This window comes from Streptomyces lincolnensis (assembly GCF_001685355.1).
GTDB lineage: Bacteria > Actinomycetota > Actinomycetes > Streptomycetales > Streptomycetaceae > Streptomyces > Streptomyces lincolnensis.
This window is the reverse complement of record NZ_CP016438.1, coordinates 8,124,601-8,146,698: the sequence shown is the minus strand read 5'-3', so window position 1 is coordinate 8,146,698 and position 22,098 is coordinate 8,124,601. Positions and strand designations below refer to the sequence as shown.

Here is a 22,098-nt window from a genome sequence, read left to right as displayed (position 1 = left end):
TCTTCTCGATGTGGTTCCGCTGTCATCAGCTCAGACCGTGTCGGCCGCGGCAACTCATCGGTCGGAGGTCCGGGGGGCGGACGTCGACGTCCGTTCGCCGCCAGCGGGGGGTGCTCACAGGCGGTGGGATGGAGGCATGACACAGGGAACGCATTTCGAACAGACGAATCCGGAACTGACGAATCTGGACGGCAAGGTGGCTCTGGTGACCGGTGGGAGCCGGGGCATCGGGGCGGCCACGGTGCTGCGACTGGCGCAGCAGGGGGCGGATGTCGCCTTCACCTATCTGAACGGCAAGGACGCGGCGGAGGACGTCGTGCGCGGTGTGGAGGCGCTCGGGCGTCGTGCGGTGGCTCTGCGTGCCGACTCCGCGGATCCGGAGGAGGCCGCGGGGGCCGTGGGCCGGACGGCTGACGTGTTCGGGCGGCTGGACGTCCTCGTGAACAACGCGGGCGTGGGGGTGCTCGGGCCTGTGGAGAGTCTGTCGCTCGCCGAGGTGGACCGGGTTCTCGCGGTGAATGTGCGGGGCGTGTTCCTGGCCTCGCAGGCGGCTGCGGGGGTCATGGGCTCGGGTGGGCGGATCATCACCGTCGGGAGTTGTATGACGCAGCGGGTGCCGGGGGGCGGAGGGACGCTCTACGCGATGAGCAAGTCCGCGTTGATCGGGCTGACTAAGGCGCTGGCGCGGGAGTTGGGAGCGCGGGGGATCACGGCGAACATCGTGCATCCCGGGCCGGTCGACACGGACATGAATCCGGCGGACGGGCCGTTTGCGGCGGGGCAGGCCGCGTTGACCGCGGTGGGGCGGTTCGGGACGGTGGAGGAGGTGGCCGGGGCCGTGGTGTATCTGGCGGGGGCGGATTATGTGACGGGGGCGGAGTTCGCTGTGGATGGGGGGCACGCGGCGTGAGGTGGGCGGGGGCCTTTTTCGCCCCCGCCGCCCCTACCCGTCCCATCCTCCAGGGGCTGCCGCCCCTTCGACCCCGCTCCCAGGGGGCTCCGCCCCCTGGACCCCCGATCGGCCCTTAAGGGGCCTCGTCCTCAAACGCCGGACGGGCTGAAAATACGCCCCCGTCAGCCGCCCAGCTCCTGATGGCGGGCCGCCAGAGCCGATGCCCCCGTGTCGGTCAGGGAGCCGAACAGGCGGAGGCGGGAGATTCCGCCGTCGGGGTAGATGTCGACGCGGGCGTGGGTGGCGAGGGTGGGGGTGGGGAGGACGAAGCGGTGGTTGGTGTCGGGCTGGAGGCGGGTGCGGGGGAGGATCTCCGTCCAGGTGCCGGCCTCGGGGTTCGCGGCGTCCCCGGCGTTGTCGACATCGCGGACCGACACCGATGCCCAGCCCGCGCTGTTGCCCTTCAGGTACGCCGTGTCGATCTCCAGGGCGCGGATCTGGGACTGGGCGACGAGGCGGTAGCGGATCCAGTCGTTGCCCTGGTCGCGGCGGCGGCGGGTTTCCCAGCCGTCGTCCATCTTGCGGGAGCGGCCCGGCTGGATGGTGTTGGACGCCGGGGAGTAGAAGAGGTTGGAGGCGTCCTCGGCGCGGCCGCCGTTCTCCAGGGCGACCACGTCGAAGGTGCCCAGCGCCGAGAGCCAGGCGGGGTCGGGGACGACCTCGCCGTAGACGCGGAGGCGGGCGATTCCGCCGTCGGGGTGCTGGTTGACGCGGAGGTGGGTGAAGCGCTGCTCCAGGGAGACCGCGAAGCCGTTCGCCGCGTGGCCGCCCACCGGGGTGCGCGGGACCAGGGTGGTCCACTTCACGTCGCCGCTCAGCAGTTCCTGCGGGGACGGGGCGCCCGGCACCGACGTGCCCTCGACCGACACCGCCTGCGGGTAGTTGCCGCGGAAGTGGGCCGTGTCGACGACGATCCCGCGGATGACGCCCGGGGCACCGAGGCGGACCAGGGCCCAGTCGTGGTCCTCGGCCGTGGGCCACGGGTGCTCGGCCGAGGCACCGCGGCGGCGCCTCGTCTCCCAGCCGTCCATGATCTTTCCCTTGTGCCCGAAGTGCTCCGGATCGAACTCGGCGGGCCCGGGCACCAGCAGGTTCTCCCGCTGGGCGAAGAACTCGTCGTTCGCGGCGATGACTCCGGCGCCGAGCTGCCGGTCGGCGAGATTGGCGTACCGGGCGAAGGGGAAGTCGGCGGTGCGGTAGTCCGCGTAGGGGTCGCCGCCTCCGTACGGGTTCGCGTCGCCGGTGAAACGAGCCAGGGGGAATGCGGGCTGCGCCGTCACGAGATGTGCCTTTCGGGGGTCGGCCGCTGCGGGTGCGGGGTGACGTGAATCAGGGGGTGCGTGTGAGGAGTCGGCCCTTCGGGTTCGTGAACTCGCCGTCCGCGACGATGCGTTCGCCGCGCAGCCAGGTCGACCTGACCACGCCGTACAGGGTTCGGCCCGCGTACGCCGTGACGCGGTTGCGGTGCTGGAGGGCCGCCGGGTCGACGGTGAAGGTCTCGTCGGGGGCGAGGACCGCGAAGTCGGCGTCGCGACCCGCTTCGATGGCGCCCTTGCGGGTCAGCCCCACCAGCTCGGCCGTCCGGGCGGACATCCAGCGGACCACGTCCTCCAGGGAGTGGCCCCGCCCGCGCGCCTCGGTCCACACGGCCGCGAGGCTCAGCTGGAGGCCGGAGATGCCGCCCCACGCCGTGGCGAAGTCGTCGGTCTTCAGGTCGGCCGTGGAGGGCGAGTGGTCGGTGACCACGCAGTCGATCGTGCCGTCCGCGAGCGCCTGCCACAGCAGGTCCTGGTTGGCGGCCTCGCGGATGGGCGGGCAGCACTTGAACTCGCTGGCGCCGTCCGGGACTTCCTCGGCGGTCAGTGTCAGATAGTGCGGGCAGGTCTCGACGGTGAGGCGGACGCCCTCCGCCTTGGCCTCGGCGATCAGGGGCAGCGCGTCGCTGGAGGACAGGTGCAGCACGTGCACGCGCGCGTCGAGGCGTCTGGCCTGCGCGATGAGCTGGGCGATGGCGGTGTCCTCGGCGTCCCGGGGGCGGGAGGCCAGGAAGTCGGTGTACCGGGGGCCGCCCTGCTGGGGGGCGGCGTCGAGGTGGTGCGGGTCCTCCGCGTGCACGATGAGCAGGCCGTCGAAGGAGGCGATCTCGGCCAGCGCCCGGGCGAGCCGGTCCTGGTCCAGGTGCGGGAACTCGTCCACGCCGGAGGGCGAGAGGAAGGCCTTGAAGCCGAAGACACCGGCCTCGTGCAGCGGGCGCAGGTCCTTGACGTTGTCGGGCAGGGCGCCGCCCCAGAAGCCGACGTCGATGTGCGCCTTGTCGACGGCGACGTCCTTCTTGGTACGGAGGTGGTCGACCGTGGTGGTCGGCGGGAGGGAGTTGAGCGGCATGTCGACGAGGGTGGTGATGCCGCCGGCGGCCGCGGCGCGGGTGGCGGTCCAGAAGCCCTCCCACTCGGTACGGCCGGGGTCGTTGACGTGCACATGGGTGTCGACCAGGCCGGGCAGCAGGACGTCGTCGCCGAGGTCCTCCAGCCGGGCGCCCTCCGGGAGGGGAGCGTCGTACGGCAGGACGGCCGTGATGGTCCCGGCGGAGACGGCGACCGAGGCGGCGCGTGTCCCTTCCGGGGTGATGACGCGCGTCGAGCGCAGCACCAGTTCTACGTCGGACACCCGGACCCCTCTCGCTCTGCCTCTGTCGCCGTTGTACTTCCGGTTACTTCCGGGAAACGGGATTTACTTCCACGTAACGGAATTCAACGTTCTGTTGAAGGAGTCTTCACTCCCGCCCTCACGCCGTCAAGAGCACCCTTCCCCGGTGAACCCAAAGGCTCACTCTCTGGACGTTTCCACAAGACGGAATTAGCATTCCGGTAAGCAGAACGTAGCTACGCACAAGCGGGGAGTCAACCGACTGACGGGTAGGCTTCTGCCCTTGCCGCCAGCCGTGAAAGGAACGCGCCGTGCCGACGTCCAGCGCCAGCACCACCGACTCCGCCAAGTCCTCGTCCGGCGGTGGGGTCCAGTCTCTTGAGCGCGCCTTCGACCTGCTCGAACGGATGGCGGACGCGGGCGGGGAGGTCGGCCTGAGCGAGCTGTCCGCGAGCAGCGGGCTGCCGCTGCCCACCATCCACCGTCTGATGCGGACGCTGGTGGTCTGCGGTTATGTGCGTCAGCAGCCCAACCGGCGCTACGCCCTCGGTCCGCGGCTGATCCGGCTCGGCGAGTCCGCCTCCCGGCTGCTCGGCACCTGGGCGCGGCCGTATCTCGCCCGCCTGGTCGAGGAGACCGGCGAGACGGCGAACATGGCCCTGCTGGACGGCGACGAGATCGTCTATGTGGCACAGGTGCCGTCCAAGCACTCGATGCGCATGTTCACCGAGGTCGGCCGGCGCGTGCTGCCGCACTCCACGGGTGTCGGCAAGGCCCTGCTGGCGAACACCCCGGACGGCGAGGTGCGCGCGCTGCTCGCCCGCACCGGCATGCCCGCCGCGACGGACAAGACGATCACCACGCCCGACGGCTTCCTCGCGGCGCTGGAGGATGTACGGCTCCAGGGCTACGCGGTCGACGACAACGAACAGGAGATCGGCGTCCGCTGCCTCGCGGTGTCCGTCCCCGACTCCCCCACCGCGGCGGCCATCTCGATCTCGGGCCCGGCGGGCCGGGTCACGGAGGCGGCGACGGAGCGGATCGTCCCGGTGCTCCAGCAGGTGGCGGCGGAACTGTCCCAGGCGCTGGCGACCCAGAACCCGGCGTGACGGCCTTACAGCGCCGGCCCGGCCGGTACACCGACCGGCACGGATCGCAGGAGGTCGTCTTCGAGACGGACGGCCGGGATGCGATCCGTACGACGATCAGGGGCGTCCGCTTCGAAGGCGACTCCATGGACGATCTCGGCGCGCTGGGCGGTGAGCCGCCCGAGGAGATGTTCGCCTTCTCCGACGGGGCGCTGTGGTCGTGTCTGCTGGAGTGGACGGCCCCGATGCCGGTCGAGGTCGAAGGGACCGGCGTACGGGCGGGGGTGCTGCACTGCTCCCTGCGGCTCGGCGATCCGGCGGGCGAGGGGCACGGCCCGGACACCCAGAGCCTGACCACCACGCTGCGGTTCGACGGGCGGGAGTACGGCGACGCGGCGGGTCACGACAGCTTCGAGGACGCGTTGCACCACCTCCAGCGCAGCCTGCCGCGGGATGCCCGGCTCCGGGCCTGCATCGCGTGCGCCTGGTCCGACTACAACCCCGTCGGCACCGGTTTCATGGCGGGACTGGCCTGCTTCCGCGACGTCAAGGACCTCTACCGCCGGGTCGACGGCAAGCACGGCCCCACGGGCATTTTCGAGGTGTGGCCGGCGCAGACCGAACTCGTCCAGGAGACCTGGCTCTGCGACCAGTTCGAGTACCGCACCTCGCACCACGGCTACCGGGGGCCGTTCCCGTTCCGCCCTTGGTGGTGAGTGAGCAGGCCCTGCGGGGGGGGTGAGTGAACTAGCCCTGTCCGCGTCGCGGTTCGCCGAACAGGTCCACCGCGGCTCTGACGTCCGACAGACCCCGGGACAGGGCGCTGACGGAGCCGATCGCGCCGGCGATGAGGAGCAACGAGCGGCGCAGGCGCGGGATTTCGGGGTGGCCGCCGTTCGTCATCGCGGCCAGCACGGCGAGTTCGTCCTCGGCGATGCCGCGGTCGGTGAACTCGGCCGGGTGCGCGGCGAGTTCGCGGCGCAGCCGGGACACCGCCGTCCGCAGTTCCGCCACTCTGGGATCCTCGTCGCTGCCGGTCACCGATCTCTGTCCCAAGCTCCGCAACACAGCTCTCCCCCACCGCGCTCCGTCGGACACCGCACGTTCCCGCCTCGCCGCGCCGGTCGGGCGCCGGGGGGCGCGCGGGTCAGTAAACGCCACCGTATGCCGTAAGCGCCACCGCCGGGACCGAAATTCAGCCCCGCGCAACCCGGCGCACGCCGGAGCGTCAGGTATGCAGGACGCATGACGGACAACGAACGGCCGGCGGTGGCCGGACTGCTCCTCGCGGCGGGCGGGGGGCGGCGGCTCGGCGGTCGCCCCAAGGCGCTGCTCCCCCACCGCGGCCGCCCCCTGGCCGAGTACGCGGTCGGCGTCCTGCGCGCCGCCGGCTGCACCCGCGTCCACGTGGTCCTGGGGGCCGCCGCCACGGCCGTACGGGAGCGGGCGGAGTTCGGTGACTGCGTCCTGGTGGAGAACCCGGACTGGGCCGAGGGCATGGGCTCCTCCCTGCGGGCCGGGCTCGGCTCGCTCGCCGGCACCGGGGCGCGGGGCGCGCTGGTCTCGCTGGTCGACCAGCCCGGCATCGGGCCGGAGGCCGTACGACGGGTGCTCGCCGGGTACGAGGACGAGAGCTCGCTCGTCTCCGCCGCCTACACCGGCGTGCGCGGGCATCCCGTGCTGCTCGGCCGCGCCCACTGGGCGGGCATCGAAGCGACTGCGACCGGCGACCGGGGGGCACGCGCCTATCTGAAGGCGCACGAGGAGGCGATCACCCTGGTCGAGTGCGGGGACGTGGCACGGCCCTACGACATCGACACGGCCGCTGATCTCGTGCACCTCGAGTGAGCGGCGCGGCACTGAGCGCCACCTTGGCTCGATCCGGAGAATCTCGACATCAACAAACCATTGAAGTTCCACGATGAGGAAACTAGTATCCACTGATCAGAAGCGCCCTGCCTCTCCCCCGGGCGCCCCTCGCCGTACCCGGTTCGACTGGCACCCGGTGCCACCGTTGAAGGAAGTGACCGCTCATGTCCGCACCAGCGCCGTCCCCGCTGGCCATCGTCGACGCCGAGCCCCTGCCCCGGCAGGAGGAGGTCCTCACCGAGGCGGCCCTCGCCTTCGTGGCCGAGCTGCACCGCCGGTTCACGCCCCGGCGTGACGAGCTCCTCGCCCGCCGCGCCGAGCGCCGCGCCGAGATCGCCCGCACCTCCACGCTCGACTTCCTCCCGGAGACCGCCGCGATCCGCGCGGACGACTCCTGGCGGGTGGCCCCGTGTCCGCCCGCGCTCCAGGACCGCCGGGTCGAGATCACCGGTCCCACCGACCGCAAGATGACCATCAACGCGCTCAACTCGGGCGCGAAGGTGTGGCTCGCGGACTTCGAGGACGCCTCGGCGCCGACCTGGGAGAACGTCGTCCTCGGCCAGGTGAACATGGCCGCCGCGTACACCCGGAGCATCGACTTCACCGACGAGCGCACCGGCAAGTCGTACGCCCTGAAGGACGATGCCGACCTCGCCACCGTCGTCATGCGGCCGCGCGGCTGGCATCTGAACGAGCGCCACCTCGTCGACGCGGACGGCACTCCCGTCCCGGGCGCGCTGGTCGACTTCGGCCTGTACTTCTTCCACAACGCCCAGCGCCTGCTGGACCTCGGCAAGGGCCCGTACTTCTACCTCCCGAAGACGGAGTCGCACCTGGAGGCCCGCCTCTGGAACGACGTGTTCGTCTTCGCGCAGGACTATGTCGGCGTCCCGCAGGGCACCGTCCGCGCCACCGTCCTGATCGAGACGATCACGGCGGCGTACGAGATGGAGGAGATCCTCTACGAACTCCGCGACCACGCCTCGGGGTTGAATGCGGGCCGCTGGGACTACCTGTTCTCCATCGTGAAGAACTTCCGTGACGGCGGCGCCAAGTTCGTCCTCCCGGACCGCAACGCGGTGACGATGACCGCCCCGTTCATGCGCGCGTACACCGAACTCCTCGTCCGCACCTGCCACAAGCGCGGCGCGCACGCGATCGGCGGCATGGCGGCGTTCATCCCGTCCCGCCGGGACGCCGAGGTCAACAAGGTGGCCTTCGAGAAGGTCCGCGCCGACAAGGACCGTGAGGCGGGCGACGGGTTCGACGGCTCCTGGGTCGCCCACCCCGACCTGGTGCCGATCGCCATGGAGTCCTTCGACAAGGTCCTCGGCGACCGGCCGCACCAGAAGGACCGTCTGCGCGAGGACGTCCACGTCGAGGCCGCCGACCTGATCGCCGTCGACTCCCTGGACGCCAGGCCGACGTACAACGGCCTGGTCAACGCCGTCCAGGTGGGCATCCGTTACATCGAGGCATGGCTGCGCGGTCTGGGCGCGGTCGCCATCTTCAACCTCATGGAGGACGCGGCCACCGCCGAGATCTCCCGCTCGCAGATCTGGCAGTGGATCAACGCGGGCGTGGAGTTCGAGCACGCGGGAAGCACGGTGAAGGCCACCCCGGAGCTGGCCCGCGAGGTCGCCGCCCAGGAGCTCGCGAGCATCCGCGCCGAACTCGGCGAGGAGGCCTTCGCGGCCGGTCACTGGCAGCAGGCCCACGACCTCCTCCTGAAGGTCGCCCTCGACGAGGACTACGCGGACTTCCTCACGCTGCCGGCGTACGAGCAGCTCAAGGGCTGACGTCCTCCTGCTCCTCCTGCACGGCCTTGTCCGAGTGGCCCAGGGACTTCCCCGGGGCCACTCGGTCGCGTACGGCCTGCTTCACGGCGGTGGGCTCGGGGAAGCCCTGTTCCCGGCGGTCCCAGACCACCTCGTCGTTGACGCGGACGACGAAGACGCCGCCCTTGCCGGGCTTGAGCGCCAGTTCCGTCAGCTCGGCCTCGAAGGTCGTGAGCAGTTCCTGGGCCAGCCAGGCGGCACGCGGCAGCCAGCGGCACTGCGTGCAGTACTCGATCTCGACGCGCTGGGCGTCCGAGAGCTCGATCTCGACCCACTGGTCGTCCGTCATTCGAAGTGCACCGACCCATCCTGTTCCACGGCCGGCCGGCCGTGCAGGTCGGGGACCCGCTTCAGCCACTTCGGCCGTCCTTGCTGTGTCTTCGCCGCCCGCAGGACCTCCTCGGCGGCGAGTTCCTCCCGGGTGGGGAAGTCGGTGGGCAGCCAGGCCTCGGAAGCCCGCACGCGCGCGTGGAGGTGGCTGACGTAGGCCTCGCGCGCCTCGTCGGGGGTCGCGAAGCCGGTGAGCCAGGCGTCCGGCACCTCGGCCGCGATCTCCCGCAACAGCCGCTCGGTGACCAGCGGTGCCAACTCGGCGTCGGCGGCCCGGACATCGGGGCCGTAGTGACCGAGGGCGTGATGGCGGAAGTCGTAGGGCTTCGCCGGATCGCTGCCGTCCCAGCGGTGGTGGAAGACCAGGGCCGCGCCGTGGTCGATCAGCCACAGGCGGGCGGGTGCGGTGCCGAACGTGGGCCAGACCATCAGGTTGGAGCTGTGGACCGTACGGTCCACGTTCACGGTCAGCGCGTCCAGCCAGACGATCCGGCCGGCCTCCAGCGGGTCCACGGGGAAGACCTTGGCGACGTCGGGCGTGAAGTCCTTCGCGCCCGGCAGATAGTCCATGCCCAGGTTGACGCCCGCACTGGCCGTGTGCAGGTCGCGCACCTCCTGGTGGGGCTCGTGCGCGGCGATCGCCGGGTCGAAGTGCACGAGGACCAGCTCGGGGAATCGCAGCCCGAGGGCCCGGGCCAGCTCACCCACGATCACTTCGGCGGCCAGCGCCTTGAGTCCCTGCGCGGAGCCGGTGAACTTCACGACGTACGTGCCCAGGTCGTCGGCCTCGACGATGCCGGGGACGGAGCCGCCCTCCCGCAGGGGCGCGACGTAGCGGGTTGCAGCGACCTCTCTCAACATTTCCTCAGGGCACCCCATCGACTTCCGGCATGAAGTGAGCATAGTAACCGCCGGGTGATCGTCGGCGCGAGAGGAAAACTTTGCAGGGATTTTCAGAGCGGTTCGAGGTCGACCGGTAGGCTCGGACCGAACCGTTCCGCTCCGGCGGTGCTACCTGTCCAGTATGCCCTGACGCGGGAGCAGACCATTAGCATGGATGACGTTGAGCGAATATCCCGCTGCATTTCGGCCGTCAATTCTGCAGTAGATCACGCACATGGCGAACTCATGAGGAGCCAGGAGTACTACTGGTTCTTCTATTATGCGGCCCCGGAATGCAATGGAATTCTCATTTCGGACGTCTTCCCCATTCCCGACGGGGCTACTGTGCAGACGGTGGGCGCAGCCGTCGACCACCTTGTGCGTCAGCACGAGGCGCTGCGAACGAAATACCCTCTCGGCCCTCACGGCCGTCCCGTGCAGCAGGTCCTCGATCCTTACCGGGCGTCAATCCTGACCTGGGAGGACCGGACAGGAGAGGGGGTGAACGAGGTGACAGCACTCCTCACCCGCCGGCCCATCGACCCCGCAGTCGACTGTCCGATTCGATTTGGACTCGTGATCGCCGACGGGGTGCCGAAGTGGCTGGTGCTGGCCTTCAGCCATTTGACACTCGACGCCGGCAGTTGTCACATCCTGCGGGAGGAATTCAGGACCAGGATTTCCCGTCCGGAAAGTCCGGAGCAATCCACCAGGCGGCAACCGCTCGCCCAGGCGGCCGCCGAGAAGACGGACAAGCAGGAGCGACACCACGCCGCCGTCATGAAGTACTGGAACAAATGCTTTACCGACATGCCGAACATGACTTTCCCGGCATACCGGAAGGAGCGGACCGCCATCGGCCGCGAGGAGGGTTCCACGGCGTTCACCGCTGCCACGCTGAGGTATCCGGGAATCTCAGCGGCGGCCGAATCGGTGGCAAAGGAATATCGGGTATCCGGCTCGGCGGTGTTCCTGGCTGCCTACGCCATCGTGCTCTCGATGGTTTCCGGACAGCGTTCGTTCGCTTCCTACATCACGTCGTCCAACAGGTTCGACCCCGCAGTGAGTGACTCCATAGGCTGCTTCTTCCAGTCCAGCATGGTCATCATGGACCTGCCCCCCGAAGAAACTGTCGGAGAATCCCTCCGGAAGAGCTATCGCGCCATTCTCATGAGCATGCGAAACGGGCGCTACTCATTCTGGCGAGCAAGAGAGGAAATGGCGCGGAAAGCAGACGAGCGAGGGGTGATGCTGCGCGTCGGGGCGCACTACAATTACGTGGTACTGCCGGAGTCGGAGACGGATGACCAGGCGGCGGACTCACCGGTCGAGGAGACGAACGGATCCGCGCTCACCTGGGAGGACGACGTGGACTGGGAAGACTACGACACCGATGTCTACTTCCGGGTTCACCCCACCGACGATGACATCTTCCTGCTGGCACACGATCTGGTGCTCAAGCGCCATGAAATCGAAAGCATCCTGCGAAGCATCGTCGAAGTCATTACACTGCTGGCCGATTCGCCGACGTCGGCGGATACGGATCTGGCAACGCTGAAGGCGCGGCTGGACATTTCGTCGCACAGTCTGCCTGCGGGCTGGCAATTCATTGACAATTCTTGGATAAACGTGTCGGAGTTGGCCGATGCGCTTCGCTCCATACCTCACGTCGATGCGGCTTCGGTGTCCCTGGTGACGAACGAGAGCGGAGAGCTGGAAGCCCATCTCGCGGCTACCGATCCGACGATCGATCCACGTTATCTACGTCTCCACCTGCTCGGCTTGTTGCCCAGCCGCCCGAACATCATGGTTCCCCATAGGTTCCTGGTGTACGACGCCATGTCGAGCGCCGAGGCCGCGAGAAGTGGAAACGGTCGCGACATCGCCGACCATATGCCGGAAAGTCCCGAAGAGCAGCTCCTGTGCGCCACCATCGAGCTCTTCAACCCGGAAATCGTGCGGAGCGTTTCGAGATCCTATGTTCTCTGCGGGGGAAGCGCCGGTGTCACGCCGGCCATCGTTGGCGAGCTCGGCCGGAAAGGCTATGCCGGAATCGTCCCCGATGATCTGCTGAGCCCTTCGCCGATTTCGGCAGTCGCCGCCAAGCTGCGAAGAATTGCAGGCGCTTGACGATTGGGGCCTGGTGAACATCACGGCGGCTGCGCTAAGTTGAGATCATGTCACTTCCGCCACCTTCTCCGCAGACCACCGCGGTAATCACTGGAGCGTCGTCCGGCATTGGCGCGGCCTTGGCGCACGCCCTTGCGGCTCGCGGTTACAACACCACTTTGGTGGCGCGAGACAAGGAACAACTACTGCACATCGCGGAAGGGCTGAAAGGGTACGGTGCCCGCGTCGACATCATCGAAGCCGATCTGACCGAGCGAGCCGACCGCCGAAACATCGAGGCACAGGTCAAGCGGACCGGGTTGGCCGTCGACGTACTGATCAACAGTGCCGGCGCGGCTACGCGCACCAGTATTCCGGAATGCGACCTCGACACGGAGTTCGCACACATGGAGTTGAACGTCGTCAGCGTCGTGGACCTGTGCCGTCGCTTCGTCAATGACATGATTTCCCGGAACTCCGGCGCGATTCTCAATGTCGCGTCGACAGCGGCCTTCCGACCGATGCCCGGACAGGGCACCTACGCGGCATCGAAGGCGTTCGTGTTGGCATTCACCAGCACGCTGCGGCTCGAACTCCAGGATTCGGCGGTGACCGTGACCGCGCTCTGCCCCGGTCCGGTCGCCACTGATTTCGCTCGACGTGCGGGAGTCGGCGACGAAGAGATCATGAAGATCCCGTCGATCATGTGGGAATCCGCCGATGACGTCGCGGCCATGGCGGTGGACGCGATGGACCGAGCAGCGGAACTCTGCATACCGGGCCGGGCCAACGTGGCCGACGCCACGTTGGCCCTCGCCAGGACGAGGCAGCAGGCTTCGCAAGCGGTGAGCTCTCTGACCTGAGGCCAAGAAACCCAGGGCCGGTTGGATGGGATCAGACGAAGTACCGGGCCTGAAGGCGGAACAACTCGGCGTAGAGTCCGTCGGCCTGGCTCAGCGTGTCGTGGGTGCCGACCTCGACGACCCGGCCGCCGTCCAGAACGACGATGAGATCGGCGGCCCGGGCGGTGGTGAAGCGGTGCGTGACGAGGACGGTCACACCGCCCTCCAGGCGGCTCAAGCCGGCGTACTGCTGGAACAGCCACTCCTCGGCCCGTGCGTCGAGACTGGAGGTGGGCTCGTCCAGGATCCGCAGCAACGGCTCCTGACGCATCGCCGCCCGGGCGTTGGCGACCGTCTGCCACTGGCCGCCCGACAGTCCCTTGCCGTCCCACGACTTTCGCCCGAGCCGCGTCTCCAGGCCCTCGGGCAGCGAAGCGAGGAGCTTGTCGCCGCCGGCCGTCCGCAGCGCCTCCAGGATCCGCTCCGGATCGTCGCGACGCTGGAGCCGGCCCAGTCCGATCGTGTCCCTCAGGGACATCTCGATGTGTACGGGGTCCTGGAAGGCGACCGTGATCCGGGAGCGCCAGTCCTCCGGCGCGAACTGCGCGAGATCGGTGCCGTCCACCAGGACGCGCCCCGCGCTCGGCTGGTAGAGACCGCTGAGCATCTTGACGAACGTCGACTTGCCCGCACCGTTCTCGCCGACCAGGGCCACCACGGCGCCGGCCGGGAACTCGATGTCGATGCCGTTCAGTGAGGGCTGATCGCGGTTCCAGTACTGGAAGTCGAGGCCCTCCACCTTGATGCCGTGGTCCAGCCGGGCCGGTACGGCCACCGGCGTGGCCGGCACGACGGCCGCCCGCTCCACGGCGGCGTCCTCCACCACGTCGAGGAACGCCCGGGTGGCCCGAAGCGACTCCAGCGTCCAGAAGGTCATGCTCAGCACGCCCTGCACCTGGCCGGTGATCTGGCTGCTGACGGCGATGGCGGTGACGACGAGGCCCAGCGAGGCATCGCCGGACAGACCGGCCCGCACCATCAGGACGATGGCGATCGCGTACGCCAGTACGAAGAACAGCCAGGCCAGCGCGATCGGGATCCGGGCCCGTCGGTCGGCCCGGGCGATGTCCCGGCCCGCGGAGTCCCACGCCTCGCGGTGCCTGCGCCGCAGCTCGCCCGCCAGACCGAAGAGGCGGGTCTCACGACCGGGTGCGGCCGTGGTGGCGAGCGTGAACAGGTGACCGGCCAGCCGGGTCCGGGGCGTGGCGCGTTCCATGGCCTGACCGCGCTTGTCGTCCGCCGCCCGGGTGGCCAGCACCGTGGGGACGGCGAAGAGCGGCAGTACGGCGAGGACGGGAACGACCGAGGCCATCAGGGCGGCCGAGGCGATCAGGACCAGCGCGGCTCCGGCCAGCAACAGCAGCCGGTCGAAACCCGGCCCGATCTCGCCCCGCGCATCGCGGTACAGCGCCGCCTTGTCGGAACGGCTCGACCGCTCGTGGACCTCCAGCGTCGGCGTCGTGCCGACCACGTCGAGGAACTGGCGCTCGACGTCGTTCTGGATCTCCTCCTGGAGGCGCAGGCGGGTGAAGTAGCCGGCGATGAAGGTGCCCTGAGTGAGCATCACGAAGACCGCCGCACACAGCGCGAGTGTCAGCACGTCGCCGGTCGAATGCCGGTTCGCCGCCTCGCTGAACAGTCCGAGCAACACCGCGAGGCCGATCCCGGTGGCCTGTTCGAGAATCACCACCGCCACCACGATCAGGGACCGGACCCGGTCGGTGCGGGGTCCGATCGTGAGGACGAAGCGCAGTGCGCTGGTCAAGACCGTGCCTCCTCGAAGCGCTTTGCCTGTAGGCGGAACAGCTCGGCGTACCGGCCGTCCGCGGTGATCAGATCCTCGTGCGTGCCGTCTTCGATGATCCGGCCGTGATCGAGCACGACCACCCGCTCCGCCTTGCGGACGGTCGCGAACCGGTGCGAGATCGCGATGGTGGTGGCACCCGCGGTGAGTTCGTGGAACGTGTCGTAGAGCTGGGCCTCGGCGCGGGCGTCGAGGCTCGCGGCCGGCTCGTCCATGATCAGGAGCTGTGCTCCGTGCCGCAGGCCGAACAGTGCCCGGGCGATGGCGATGCGCTGCCACTCGCCGCCCGACGCGTCGACCCCGCCCGAGTAGCCGCTGGACATCACCGTGTCCCAGCCGCTCGGAAGTCCCTCGATGAACTTCAGCAGCCCGGCCTGGCGCGCCACGGCGCGCAGGCCCTCCTCGTCGTCCGCGTGGGGCAGGGAACCGAAGGCGATGTTGTCCCGCACCGTCAGCTCATAGCGGCCGAAGTCCTGGAAGACGGCGACCACTTGACGCTGCCAGCTCCGGCGGTTGGCGTCCTCGATCGGGGTGTCCCCGACCCGGACGGACCCCTCGCTCGGAGCGTCCAGGCCGGCGAGAAGCCGGGCCAGCGTCGTCTTGCCGGCGCCGTTGAGACCGACGACGGCGAGTGACTGCCCCGCGGGAACGGCGAGGTCGATGCCGTGCAGCACCTCGCCCGCGGCGCCGCCGTAGCGGAAGCGCAGGTCCTCGCAGGAGAGGGTCGTGGCAGGCGCCGGCCAGGGGTTCTTGTCCGGCCCGACGGGTGATGCCACGACCGGAAAGGTGAACGCCTCGGCGGCTGCCTTCGAGCCGAAGCCCATGCGGAGGTCGTCGTCGTCCGCCCGGAGCATCTGAAGCAGGGCCCGGACGGCCAGGCCGCCGACCGCCAGATCGCCCAACGTCGCCTCTCCGGTGGCGGCCTGGTAGGCCAGGTAGTAGAAGGCCGAGGCGACCGTGACGCCGGTGACCACGACCACCACCACGACGAACAGGTCGTGCTCGCGCCGCCGCCGCCAGACCTCCGTCATGTTCGCGCGCCACTCCGTCTGGTAGGCATCGCGGAAGAAGGAGGCGAGGCCGAAGACACGCACTTCCCTGGCCGCGCCCGGTGTGGTCGGCACGTCCCGCAGGTACGACGTACGGCGGAGCTTCTTCGACTGGTTCATGGTCTCGACGACGGCCGTCCGGTAGTTCCGGACCAGCCGGGAGTGGATCACGGCGAAGACGGCGAAGACGATCAGCCCCAGTCCCCAGGTGGCCCGGGTGAGCAGTGCCGCGGAGCCGATGCTGGTCACCCAGATCGAGGCCCTGGTGGAGAAGCCGAAGACCGCTTCTCCGGGGGGCATGTCGATGGTGCCGTCGCCCCGGGCCCGCCTGAGCCGATCGAGATAGGCGGGATCCTCCAGGTGACCGATGGTCGCCGGCTCGGAGGCGGCCATCATCACGCGCTCGTTGAGCCGGCCGGTGACCCGGCGGCCGAGGGCCTCACCCAGAGCCATCCGCGCCGACTCGGCGAGCTGGGCGAGGAGGAAGAGCACGACGACGAGGGCGATCCAGCGGTAGCACTCCCGGGCCACCGGAGTGTCCAGGCCCTGGCCGATCGCCGAGGTGAGCCCGTTCACCAGTTCGCCGATCGCGACGGTGATACCGACCGGGGCCGCGCCGGCGATGACGGCCGTGACCGCGGTCAGGGTGGTCACGACCGGCGCTTCCGAGAAGGAGTACGCGATGAGGGCGGGTATCACCCAGCGCTTCGCCGGGGGCGGCGGGCCCGTGTCCGCGGTCATGCCTTCTCCTCGTCGTTCGGATTCCGGGCGCTCGTGCCCCGGTCCCGGATGCTTGACATCTGTCCTCCCGCTGTCCGCCCCGCCGCCATGCGATCAGCGGCCCTGTTCCGCCGGAACGGAGACCGTGTGTCCGGCCGCCGGGGCGGCTGTGCCGGCGTACGTCTGGCGGAGTCTGCGTTTGAGTACCTTGCCGGTGACACCGACCGGGACCGCTGCCACGTCCGTCGCCCGCACATCGGCGAGCGGCGTGTGCCCCAGGCCGTCCAGGACCTTGTTGATCCGGGCCAGCATTCCGTCGGTGCCGTGGCCGTCGCGGAGGTGGACCAGGGCGATGGCGCGGACCTCACCGGACCGCTCGGCCGCCACCACCACGCAGTCGTTGATCTCCGGCAGGTGGGCCAGCAGGATCTCCTCGGTGAGGACCGAGTAGACCATCCCGCCGGCGGTGTGAATCGCGTCGACCACCCGGTCGACGTGGTGGAAGCGGTTCGCCTCGTCGCGGAAGACGAGGTCACCGGAGAGCCAGTAGCCGTTCAGCAGGCTGCGATAGGTCTTGTCCGAGTCGTTCCAATAGCCCGGCGTCACCGTCGCGCCCTTCACGCCGAGCAACCCGACCTCGCCCGCCTCGGCCGGTGAGCCGTCCGGCCGTAGGACGGCGACCTCGGCGAAGGGCTGCGGAACGCCGAGACACCGGTGGGGCGCCGTGACTCCGGGAACCGTGATCAGGCCCAGCACGCCACCCCAGCCGAGCTCCGAGGAGCCGAAGCCGTCCACGAACATCGAGCCGGGCACCGGGTCGCCACCGGCCCAGTGCCGGCCCCGCTCGACCAGCCGGGCGATGTGCGCGTGGTGCGAGGCGTCACCGACGCTCACCCAGCGCTCGACCAGGTCGAGACCGGCCGCGTCGGTCTCCTGGAGCGCCAGCTGGGCCAGCGTCGACGCGAAGCCGACCACGATGGTCGCGCCGTAGCGGCCCGCCGCGGCGGCCACCGCGCTGCCGCTCCGGTCGGACATGAGCGCCAGGGGCACGCCGGAGAGCATCGCGAGCAGGTCGTAGCCGATCGCCGACCCGTGTGACTGGGGCAGGGCGGACAGGATCAGCGACTGCGGATGGTCCCGGAACCGGGTCAGGTGGGCCCGGATGCCCTCCATCATCTGGGCGTGGGCCCAGATGACCGGCTTCGGTGTGCCGGTGGTGCCCGAGGTGTGGCAGATGAGGACGGGATCGCCCGCCGCATGCCGGAACGGTGGCGGCACCGGCACGTCCCCGGACAGCACGGCGGTGTCGATCGAGGACACCCAGAACAGGTCGTCCTCCGGCTGGAGAACGCCGGCCATCCGCGCCTGTCTGACATCGTCCACCTGGAGGCCGACCGGCGTGGTCTGCCGGAGATAGGCGAGGACTATGGCGGGATCCATCTCGCCGTTGATGAGGACCGCGATCGCCCCCAGCCGGCTGAGCGCGAGGTAGTGGATCAGGTCGTCGGCGCTGTCCCGGAAGTAGATCCCGACCCGGTCGCGGGGGCCGACACCGCGTCCGGCGTACCAGGCGCTCCACGCGCCGACGAGGTCCGCCAGTTCGGCCAGGCTCAGCTGATCGCGCAGGGTCCCGTGTGCGTCGCGGACCGGCTGCTCGGCGAGGAGAAACGGCGCATGGACGTCCGGGCTGACCCGCATCGCCGCCTCGAATGCGTTGCCTCCGCCCACCGTCGGGTCGGCGGCCAGGGCGTGGCGTACGGAGGACGGGACGAAGGTGTTGGCCACGTGGCTTCTCCTATGTGTCATCGGGCACCAGCTCGAGAAGTTGATAGTCGACGCCGCGCACGAGGTCTCCGGAGGTACGCAGGACGGAGATCCGGTAGCCCGCGTCGGCGGCCAGTCGGCGCAGCGTGTCGTGGTCGCCGAGACTGCTGAAGCCGAGCAGCAGCCGGCCGCCCGCGGTCAGCCTGGCGCCGGCCTCGGTGAAATAGCGCCGGTGCGCCCGGTAGCCGGGATCGAAGACGGCCTGCCGCAGCTGCTCCCGCATGTCGTCGCGGACCGGTCTCGCGGACGGCCCGTCATCGGTCCCGGGATCGATGAAGGGGGAGTTCCAGAAGATCAGGTCGAACCGGTCCCCGGGCCCGAGGCCGTCGAACATGTCGCCGCGGTACAGCTCGATCCGCTCGGACAGCCCGTGCCGGGCCGCGTTGAGCCGGGTGTTCTCCACGGCCGCCTCGCTGATGTCCGTGGCGACGACCCTTGCGCAGCGCTTCGCCGCGGCGCTCACCGCGGTCACGCCGGCCCCGCAGCCCACCTCCAGGAACGATCCGCCGACCGGGAAGGGAAGGAACTCGGTGAAGAACCCGGTCGACACGCAGTACGTCGGAGCGAACACCCCCGGCAACAGATCCCACTCCCGGTCGTGCAGCCGGAAGGTGGTCGGTTCGGTGACTCCGTCGGCGGTGCTGCTCACGAGCCAGGTGCCCCGCACCACGGCGCCCTTGGACGCCCCGGATCCCTTCGACGTCCTGGATCCCTTCGACGCCCCGGATCCCTGGGAGGCCATTACGACGCCTTCCGTTCGGCCGGCCCGGGCGAAGACCGCACCAGGTCGGCGCTGGCGAAAGCCTTCGCGGGGTCGGCGTCCATCTCGACCGTGAGGCTCAGGACCCATTCCGCGCCGTCATCGGCCAGGAGCACACGGGCCAGTTCCAGAGCCTCAGCCCGAGCGTCACCGGTCACGGCCACGCAGCTCACCGGGCCGGTCAGTCGGTAGTCGCGGGCGATCTGGCCGAGGACGGCGGTCGGCACCGCCTGGTAGAAGAGGATGGGGCTGACCTGCCCGCGGTTCACCTGCTCGACGGAGAGCTCCAGAGTGACCGTGTCGAAACGCCGCGAGCCGAGGACGATCCCGACCCGGTCGCCGATGCCCTCCAGCAGGTGTCCCGACCGCGCGTCGCCGACGCATGCGCGGACGGCGGCGTACACCAGGGGGGCGAAGTCCGACGCCATGAATCCGGGCAGCCGCGGAATCTCCGGGCCCGCCTGAACCTCCGCACTGGCGACGAGTTCGAGTGCCGGCAGCGTGCTCATGTCGCCGCCAGCAGAATCGCCGCGTTGACGCCGCCCACCGAGGAGTTGAGGCTCAGCGCATAGGGCACCTCGACCGGTTCCGGTGCGCTGACATGTCGCAGCGGGTGGTGGGTGTCCGGCCGGCTCAGCGCCGCGGTCGGCGGCAGCACCGAGGAGCGGATCGCCAGCAGCGTGATGACGGACTCCAGGGCGCCGCTGGCCTCCAGCGCGTGGCCCGTCGTGCTCTTCGTCCCGCTGACGTACACCTTCTCCGTGTGCGGGCCGAGTGCGGCGTGCAGTCCAGCGGCCTCGGAGGCGTCGTTGAGGGGGGTGCCGGTGCCGTGGGCGTTGACATAGGTGAGTTGGCCGGGGCCGATACCGGAACGGTGCAGGGCCTGGGTGACGGCCGCGGCGACTCCGGCGCCCTGTGCGTGGGGTTTCGCCACGTGGAAGGCGTCGTCGGTCATGGCCCAGCCGGCGAGCCGGGCCAGGGGCTGGGCCCCGCGCGCGCGAATACTGTCCCCCGACTCCAGCAGCAGCATCGCACCGCCGTCACCGAGCAGCACACCTTGACGGTCCTGGTCGAACGGGCGCACCTGCCCGTCGGCGGCCAGTGCCTGCGCGGCGTCGAAGAGGCTGAACGCCTGCCGGTCGACCAGAAACGCTCCGCCCGCCAGCACCGCCGAGGTGACACCGGCCCGGACCAGCTGCGCTCCGTGGATGATCGCGTTCGTCGCGGCGCAGCAGGCGTTGACGAAGGTGCGCCTCGGCTTCCCCAGACCGAGCCGGTCGGCCACCCGCTCGGTGGTCTCGGCCGGTGGCTCCGGTTCCACGGAGGGCGCTCGCAGCTTGGTCGCCAGGATGAGGGGAAGCTGTGCCGGGTCGCGCCAGCCGGCCATGTCGAGCGCCTGCCGTCCGCACGCGCTCGCCACATCGACGGTCCCCACGCCGGGCCCGGCGTCCGGGAAGTCCACCTCTGACTCCTGGTACGTGGCCGCCCGGTCGGTGCGGCAGCGGGAGACGTCGAAGCGGGTGACCGGGCGGAACGCCGGCGAACCGGAGAAGGCACCGTCGAAGAGGGCCGTCGGTCCCAGGCCGAAGGCGCTGAACACGCCGAAGCCGCTGACGTAGACCTCCGTGGTCATGGGGCCCCCACGCCCAGCTTGCGGTTGACGAGGGCGTGCAGGCTGCTCACGGAGTCGACATCGGCTGTCTCGCCGCTGAGCGTCACCACGATGCCGTGACGTTCCTCCAGCAGGTGCTGGAGCCAGACCGTGGCGAAGGAATCGATGACCAGCAGGGTGTCGTCGTCGATCGTCTCCGGCAGGCCGGCGTCCTCCAGAGAGGCCAGGATGTCGAGGATCTCCTCCCTACTGATCGCCTTGGTCTGCGTCGACGGCTGCTGTTCTGCGGTCGTGGAATGCGGAGAGGAGCTGGGCTCGGTCACGGACAACCTTTCCGGTCGGTGTCTCGATGAGTTTTTCTTGCAGGTAGTACCGCTTCGGGGCCTTCAGGGGGTTCAGCCGTTCCCGGCTCCACGCCGCGAGCGCCCGGTCCGTGAGCCCGTTGCGGGCCGCCACATGAGCCTCGATCACGCTTCCGAAGGTCACGACCGCGTGGGCGACGTCGGGGTGCTCCTGAAGCGCTTGCTCGATCTCCATCAGATCGATCTTGATGCCGCCGATCGCGACGACGGAGTCCGCACGGCCGAGGATGGTGACCGCGCCGCTCGCCTCGTCGATCGCCGCGCGGTCGAAGGTCCGCAGCCAGCCATCGGAGAACCGGGCCACGCCGTCGTCGACGAGGTAGGGGGTCTCGTCGAGCCGGACGTACAACTCACCGCCGGTCGCTCGGACGGTGATGCCGGGGGCGGGCCGGCCGACGGACGGCGCGGGGAACCGGCCGGCGAGATCGGCGGTCACCACGCCGGCCTCGGTCGAGCCGTACACCTGGCCCAGCCGGCACCCGCTCGCCGCCCGGAACCGCTCGGCGACGGCCGGGCTGGTGATCATCCCCGCGCTGGTGGCGACGCGCAGCCGCGGCAACCGGGGAAGATCCGCCGTCTTCCCGAGCAGGTCGAAGTGCGTCGTCACCCCGAAGATCGCCGTCGGTTCGAGCGCCGCCGCCGCACGGGCGAGCGCGCCACCGTGCTGCGCGGAAGGAAGGAGGACGGGCATCCCCACCGCCAGCCCGTACAGGATCCCGCCGACCAGGCCCCAGGTGTGGATCGGCGAGCACAGCAGGAGAAGCCGGTCGTCCGTGCCCGGCATGGCGTCGATGGCGGCATACCGGTCGATCTCCGCGTCCAGCGACGCCGCCGACCGTCCCACCACCTTGGACTGCCCGGTCGATCCGGAGGTGAACTGCACGAGGCACACCTGTTCCGGAAGGGGGAGCGCCCCGGTCCCCGGTTCGACCAGCAGCTCGGACCAGCCGGTGAAGTGGGTCGTCCCGGCCGGGGCACGCACGTGGAACGCCGGTGGGCACAGCCGTGTCAGCGAGCCGGTCTCGGCCTCGGTCAGCCGGTGGTCCAACAGCATCGCGCGAGCGTCCAACCTCCAGATCGCCAGGAGCAGCGCGAACAAGGTGGCGCCGGGCAGGAGTTGCACCGCGACACAGTCGCCGGGCCGCACACCGCGCGCCACGAGCAGGTCGTGGCATCGGCCGACCTCCTCGTGCAGTGCCCGCCGGTCGACGGTGTCCGTCTCGTCGACCCACACCGGACTCTCGTCGCCCCACAGCGGACCGCCCGAACCCGCCCCGCACAAGCGGTCGCTCAGATCCCGTGCCGACATCACGATGTCCGGCTCCGTTCTCCGCACGCCGCGCATCCAGCC

The 22,098-nt window shown here is 69.9% G+C and carries 20 protein-coding genes; 7 read left to right on the top strand and 13 right to left on the bottom strand.

The window, feature by feature from the left end:
* Positions 1-136: 136 nt before the first annotated feature.
* Positions 137-910, top strand: coding sequence for a 3-oxoacyl-ACP reductase family protein (locus SLINC_RS35990; RefSeq protein ID WP_067442380.1), 774 nt, complete (start codon positions 137-139; stop codon positions 908-910).
* A 164-nt stretch (positions 911-1,074) separates the two neighbouring features.
* Here SLINC_RS35990 and alc read toward each other — a convergent pair whose 3' ends face one another.
* On the bottom strand, positions 1,075-2,232 hold the full coding sequence (gene alc, locus SLINC_RS35985; protein ID WP_067442378.1) for an allantoicase: 1,158 nt from the start codon (positions 2,230-2,232) through the stop codon (positions 1,075-1,077).
* Between the two features lie 49 nt (positions 2,233-2,281).
* Entirely contained in the window at positions 2,282-3,619 is a 1,338-nt protein-coding gene (gene allB / locus SLINC_RS35980; RefSeq protein WP_067442376.1) for an allantoinase AllB, read from the bottom strand.
* Positions 3,620-3,909: 290 nt separating this feature from the next.
* On the opposite strand from allB, the gene SLINC_RS35975 reads away from it, so the two are divergent.
* Both SLINC_RS35975 and SLINC_RS35970 read left to right on the top strand, forming a co-directional pair.
* Entirely contained in the window at positions 3,910-4,707 is a 798-nt protein-coding gene (locus SLINC_RS35975; protein ID WP_067442374.1) for an IclR family transcriptional regulator, read from the top strand.
* Complete coding sequence (locus SLINC_RS35970) at positions 4,704-5,402, top strand: DUF6304 family protein (RefSeq protein ID WP_067442372.1); 699 nt, start codon at positions 4,704-4,706, stop codon at positions 5,400-5,402. Before SLINC_RS35975 ends, SLINC_RS35970 begins: the two co-directional genes overlap by 4 nt.
* Before the next feature lie 31 nt (positions 5,403-5,433).
* Here SLINC_RS35970 and SLINC_RS35965 read toward each other — a convergent pair whose 3' ends face one another.
* Positions 5,434-5,754, bottom strand: coding sequence for a DUF5955 family protein (locus tag SLINC_RS35965; RefSeq protein ID WP_067442370.1), 321 nt, complete (start codon positions 5,752-5,754; stop codon positions 5,434-5,436).
* A gap of 177 nt (positions 5,755-5,931) precedes the next feature.
* On the opposite strand from SLINC_RS35965, the gene SLINC_RS35960 reads away from it, so the two are divergent.
* Both SLINC_RS35960 and aceB read left to right on the top strand, forming a co-directional pair.
* The gene (locus SLINC_RS35960; RefSeq protein ID WP_067442368.1) at positions 5,932-6,534 is read left to right on the top strand and encodes a nucleotidyltransferase family protein; all 603 of its coding nucleotides are present in this window, start codon (positions 5,932-5,934) and stop codon (positions 6,532-6,534) included.
* A 185-nt stretch (positions 6,535-6,719) separates the two neighbouring features.
* Positions 6,720-8,354 carry a malate synthase A gene (gene aceB / locus SLINC_RS35955; RefSeq protein WP_067442366.1) on the top strand — a complete coding sequence of 545 codons (1,635 nt, stop codon included), beginning with the start codon at positions 6,720-6,722 and terminating at the stop codon, positions 8,352-8,354.
* On the opposite strand, the gene SLINC_RS35950 is transcribed toward aceB, so the two are convergent.
* Together SLINC_RS35950 and SLINC_RS35945 are read right to left on the bottom strand one after the other, a co-directional pair.
* Positions 8,344-8,682 (bottom strand): Rdx family protein, encoded by a 339-nt coding sequence (locus SLINC_RS35950; protein WP_067442364.1) that lies wholly within the window; start codon positions 8,680-8,682, stop codon positions 8,344-8,346. The genes aceB and SLINC_RS35950 overlap by 11 nt on opposite strands.
* Complete coding sequence (locus tag SLINC_RS35945) at positions 8,679-9,584, bottom strand: HipA family kinase (RefSeq protein WP_067442362.1); 906 nt, start codon at positions 9,582-9,584, stop codon at positions 8,679-8,681. The genes SLINC_RS35950 and SLINC_RS35945 overlap by 4 nt, the downstream gene beginning before the upstream one ends.
* 192 nt (positions 9,585-9,776) lie before the next feature.
* On the opposite strand from SLINC_RS35945, the gene SLINC_RS35940 reads away from it, so the two are divergent.
* On the top strand, positions 9,777-11,735 hold the full coding sequence (locus SLINC_RS35940; RefSeq protein WP_152039041.1) for a condensation domain-containing protein: 1,959 nt from the start codon (positions 9,777-9,779) through the stop codon (positions 11,733-11,735).
* 47 nt (positions 11,736-11,782) lie between these two features.
* Positions 11,783-12,577, top strand: coding sequence for an SDR family NAD(P)-dependent oxidoreductase (locus tag SLINC_RS35935; RefSeq protein ID WP_079164904.1), 795 nt, complete (start codon positions 11,783-11,785; stop codon positions 12,575-12,577).
* Between the two features lie 31 nt (positions 12,578-12,608).
* Here the strand turns inward: SLINC_RS35935 and SLINC_RS35930 are convergent, their stop codons facing one another.
* The 8 genes from SLINC_RS35930 to SLINC_RS35895 form a co-directional block, all read right to left on the bottom strand.
* A complete protein-coding gene (locus SLINC_RS35930; RefSeq protein WP_067442356.1) occupies positions 12,609-14,381 on the bottom strand; it encodes an ABC transporter ATP-binding protein in 1,773 nt (590 codons plus the stop codon).
* Positions 14,378-16,210, bottom strand: coding sequence for an ABC transporter ATP-binding protein (locus SLINC_RS35925; protein ID WP_067442354.1), 1,833 nt, complete (start codon positions 16,208-16,210; stop codon positions 14,378-14,380). Before SLINC_RS35925 ends, SLINC_RS35930 begins: the two co-directional genes overlap by 4 nt.
* Positions 16,211-16,303: 93 nt before the next feature.
* Positions 16,304-17,974, bottom strand: a complete 1,671-nt coding sequence (locus tag SLINC_RS35920) for a class I adenylate-forming enzyme family protein (RefSeq protein ID WP_067442352.1) — start codon at positions 17,972-17,974, stop codon at positions 16,304-16,306.
* A gap of 10 nt (positions 17,975-17,984) precedes the next feature.
* Positions 17,985-18,755, bottom strand: a complete 771-nt coding sequence (locus tag SLINC_RS35915) for a methyltransferase (RefSeq protein WP_079164902.1) — start codon at positions 18,753-18,755, stop codon at positions 17,985-17,987.
* Entirely contained in the window at positions 18,755-19,282 is a 528-nt protein-coding gene (locus tag SLINC_RS35910; RefSeq protein ID WP_067442350.1) for a beta-ketoacyl-[acyl-carrier-protein] synthase family protein, read from the bottom strand. The genes SLINC_RS35915 and SLINC_RS35910 overlap by 1 nt, the downstream gene beginning before the upstream one ends.
* On the bottom strand, positions 19,279-20,406 hold the full coding sequence (locus SLINC_RS35905) for a beta-ketoacyl synthase N-terminal-like domain-containing protein (protein WP_067442348.1): 1,128 nt from the start codon (positions 20,404-20,406) through the stop codon (positions 19,279-19,281). Before SLINC_RS35905 ends, SLINC_RS35910 begins: the two co-directional genes overlap by 4 nt.
* On the bottom strand, positions 20,403-20,708 hold the full coding sequence (locus tag SLINC_RS35900; protein WP_067442346.1) for a hypothetical protein: 306 nt from the start codon (positions 20,706-20,708) through the stop codon (positions 20,403-20,405). Before SLINC_RS35900 ends, SLINC_RS35905 begins: the two co-directional genes overlap by 4 nt.
* Positions 20,632-22,083 carry a class I adenylate-forming enzyme family protein gene (locus tag SLINC_RS35895; RefSeq protein WP_159425387.1) on the bottom strand — a complete coding sequence of 484 codons (1,452 nt, stop codon included), beginning with the start codon at positions 22,081-22,083 and terminating at the stop codon, positions 20,632-20,634. The genes SLINC_RS35900 and SLINC_RS35895 overlap by 77 nt, the downstream gene beginning before the upstream one ends.
* Between the last annotated feature and the right edge of the window lie 15 nt (positions 22,084-22,098).

What these genes read in the sequence shown, in the direction of transcription:
- SLINC_RS35990 (WP_067442380.1), top strand. Translation starts at nt 137, where the DNA reads ATGACACAGGGAACGCATTTCGAACAGACGAATCCGGAACTGACGAAT.
- SLINC_RS35960 (WP_067442368.1), top strand. Translation starts at nt 5,932, where the DNA reads ATGACGGACAACGAACGGCCGGCGGTGGCCGGACTGCTCCTCGCGGCG.
- aceB (WP_067442366.1), top strand. Translation starts at nt 6,720, where the DNA reads ATGTCCGCACCAGCGCCGTCCCCGCTGGCCATCGTCGACGCCGAGCCC.
- SLINC_RS35950 (WP_067442364.1), bottom strand. Translation starts at nt 8,682, where the DNA reads ATGACGGACGACCAGTGGGTCGAGATCGAGCTCTCGGACGCCCAGCGC.
- SLINC_RS35945 (WP_067442362.1), bottom strand. Translation starts at nt 9,584, where the DNA reads ATGTTGAGAGAGGTCGCTGCAACCCGCTACGTCGCGCCCCTGCGGGAG.
- SLINC_RS35940 (WP_152039041.1), top strand. Translation starts at nt 9,777, where the DNA reads ATGGATGACGTTGAGCGAATATCCCGCTGCATTTCGGCCGTCAATTCT.
- SLINC_RS35935 (WP_079164904.1), top strand. Translation starts at nt 11,783, where the DNA reads ATGTCACTTCCGCCACCTTCTCCGCAGACCACCGCGGTAATCACTGGA.
- SLINC_RS35925 (WP_067442354.1), bottom strand. Translation starts at nt 16,210, where the DNA reads ATGACCGCGGACACGGGCCCGCCGCCCCCGGCGAAGCGCTGGGTGATA.
- SLINC_RS35915 (WP_079164902.1), bottom strand. Translation starts at nt 18,755, where the DNA reads ATGGCCTCCCAGGGATCCGGGGCGTCGAAGGGATCCAGGACGTCGAAG.
- SLINC_RS35910 (WP_067442350.1), bottom strand. Translation starts at nt 19,282, where the DNA reads ATGAGCACGCTGCCGGCACTCGAACTCGTCGCCAGTGCGGAGGTTCAG.
- SLINC_RS35905 (WP_067442348.1), bottom strand. Translation starts at nt 20,406, where the DNA reads ATGACCACGGAGGTCTACGTCAGCGGCTTCGGCGTGTTCAGCGCCTTC.